This window comes from Guyparkeria sp., from assembly GCF_041687595.1.
Lineage (GTDB): Bacteria > Pseudomonadota > Gammaproteobacteria > Halothiobacillales > Halothiobacillaceae > Guyparkeria.
The window spans coordinates 1-2,617 of record NZ_JAWLBP010000099.1; the positions used below are offsets into that span (position 1 = coordinate 1).

3 protein-coding genes are annotated in these 2,617 nt (G+C 65.9%); all 3 read left to right on the top strand.

Translation table 11 applies throughout. The features are described from left to right. A partial coding sequence (locus ACESL5_RS09740; RefSeq protein ID WP_372592584.1) for an asparagine synthase-related protein occupies positions 1-489 on the top strand: 489 nt, incomplete at its 5' end. Positions 490-620: 131 nt separating this feature from the next. After that, on the top strand, positions 621-2,219 hold the full coding sequence (locus ACESL5_RS09745) for a diguanylate cyclase (RefSeq protein ID WP_372592585.1): 1,599 nt from the start codon (positions 621-623) through the stop codon (positions 2,217-2,219). Positions 2,220-2,318: 99 nt separating this feature from the next. Further along, the coding region (grxD, locus tag ACESL5_RS09750; protein WP_372592586.1) for a Grx4 family monothiol glutaredoxin at positions 2,319-2,617 on the top strand (299 nt) is incomplete at its 3' end.

Sequence of the window (2,617 nt, forward strand, 5' to 3'; positions counted from 1 at the left end):
CTGGCGGGTGGTGGTCGCGGCTCGTTCGCCAACCGCGTACTGGGTTTCGATGCCAGCACCCTGATCGTCGACGACCCGGTCAAGCGCGTCGACAACATGACCATGGCCTGGGGACTGGAGGCGCGGGTGCCCTTCCTCGACACGGGGCTGGTCGAGGCGGCCATGCGCGTGCCGGCGGAACACAAGCTGGCCCAGGGCGGCAAGGGCATCCTCAAGAGCATCGCACGCGGACGGATCCCGGATGCGGTGATCGACCGGCCCAAGGGCTACTTCCCGGTGCCGGCACTGAAGTTCGTCCGCGGCCCGTTCCTCGAGTTCATGCGCGAGATCCTCACCTCGGACACCGCTCGTGCCCGGGGCCTGTTCGAACCGGCCTACGTGGAGAAACTGCTCGCCGAGCCCGATCGGCACTTCACCCGCCTGCAGGGCGCGAAGATCTGGCACCTGGCCGTGTTCGAGCTGTGGCTGCAGGAACAGGGGATCGGCTGACGACGCCTCGCGGTGAACTTGCGCGGCGATGCGGTGTCTTCAAGGCAGTCGCCCGGTGCGCCGATGGCCGGGAAAATGCGCTAGAGTCCGAACAAAGGGATATCGACAGACTCATGGGAACGAGTACCGCTATGACCGAGGATTCACTCACCGTCCCTGACCCGCTCGTCTACCCGGAATGGGCCGGGGGCAAGGTCGACTGGTCGCTGGCCGCCGCCTCGCTGCGGGCCTCCATCAACGACACCACGGCCCGCCGCAGCACGCGACTGGCCGACATGCAGAACCAGGTGCAGGGTCTGATCCAGGTCGCGCGGCGCGAGAAGCTGCGCGTGCTGCTGGGTGTGCTCAATCGCATCGAGCAGGAAATCGAGCGCGAGCTGGAACAGGCCTCGGCCGACCTCTCGCGTCTGAGCCGCCTGGTCCGCTACCTCGAACGCCTTGCCCGCCACCTCGAGACCACCCCGGAGCCGACCCCGGAGGTCATTGCCCTGTACACCGGCAGCACCGAACTGCCCGAGGTGCTGGCCGACTCGTTGCGGCGCAACGGCTTCGGCGCCCATCCGATCGACCTGGAAAACCCCGATCCCGGGCTACTCGAGCATACCGGCATCCTCATCTACCTCGCCGGCGACGAGCCGGACCAGGACCACAAGTTCGAGAAGCTGACCGACCTGAAGAACCGCATGTCGGCCTGTGCACAGACCCTGATGATCAGCCGGCGCGACGACTTCGCCATGCGGGCCTCCGCCGTACGGGCCGGGATCGATCACGTCATCACCCACCCGATCGACTCGGCCCGACTCAACACCCTGCTCAGCGGCGCCCGGGTTACCGAGTGCGACGACGAGCAGATCACGGTGCTGCTGGTCGACGACATGGCGACCGCCGGCGCCTACTGGCGCAAGCAGTTCGCCCGCGCGAGCGTGCGCCTGCTGTTCGAGACCCGCCCGGAAGCGGCCTTCGAGACGGCACTGAACGAATTCCCCGACGTGATACTGCTCGACCTGTACATGCCGGAAATGGACGGCATGGATCTCGCGCGCATCTTCCGCGAGCACCCGCAGCTCTCCGACGTGCCGATCCTGTTCATGTCCACCGAGGAGCGCGACCAGTACCGCCTCGAGGCCAAGCTCAAGGGCGGCGACGACTTCCTGAACAAGTCGATCCCGGCCGAGGACCTCATCCGCATGGTGCGCTACCGGGCCCAGCGCTACCGCCAGGCCCGTGCCGAACGGATCACCGACTCGCTCACGGGACTGATGAACCACCGGGCGATCACCCAGATGGTGGACAACGAGCTCGATCGGTCCATCCGCCAGGAACAGCCCCTGTCGGTGGTGATGATCGACATCGACCACTTCAAACAGGTCAACGACACCTACGGCCACCCCACCGGCGACCGCGTGATCCGAGGCCTTTCCACCCTGCTCAACACCCGGCTGCGGAAGTACGACGGCGTCGGCCGCTACGGGGGCGAGGAGTTCATGGTGGTCTTGCCGGCCACCACGCCGGCCAACGCGGTCAAGCTGATCGACCGGCTGCGCACGCAATTCGCCGCCGAGCGCTTCGAAACCGACAACGGGGGCGAGATCAGCTGCCGGTTCAGCGCGGGTGTGGCCGGCTACCCGGCCCACGTGACGCCGCAGGAAATCATCAACGCCGCCGACGAGGCGCTCTATGCCGCCAAGCAGGCCGGCCGCAACCAGGTGACCACCCGCGATTCAGGGTGACCTTCGGGATCGAGCTTGCCAAATCGGTACGAATTTGGTCCCATATAAAGCCATTCGGCAACCCGCCGACTCACCGAATTTTTGTGGAGGCCATCACCCATGGATGCTCTCGAGCGCATTGACCAGTTCGTCAAGGAAAACCCGATCCTCATCTTCATGAAGGGGACCCCGCAGTTTCCGACCTGCGGCTTTTCCAGCCGCACCGCCGAGGCAATGAAGGCCTGCGGCGTACCGTTCGGCTACGTCAACGTCATGGCCGACCCGGAGATCATGCAGGCCCTGCCGAGCTACCAGGACTGGCCGACCTTCCCGCAGGTCTACGTCAACGGCGAGCTGATCGGCGGCGCGGACATCACCATCGAGATGTACGAGCGCGGCGAGCTCAAGCCGCTGTTCGA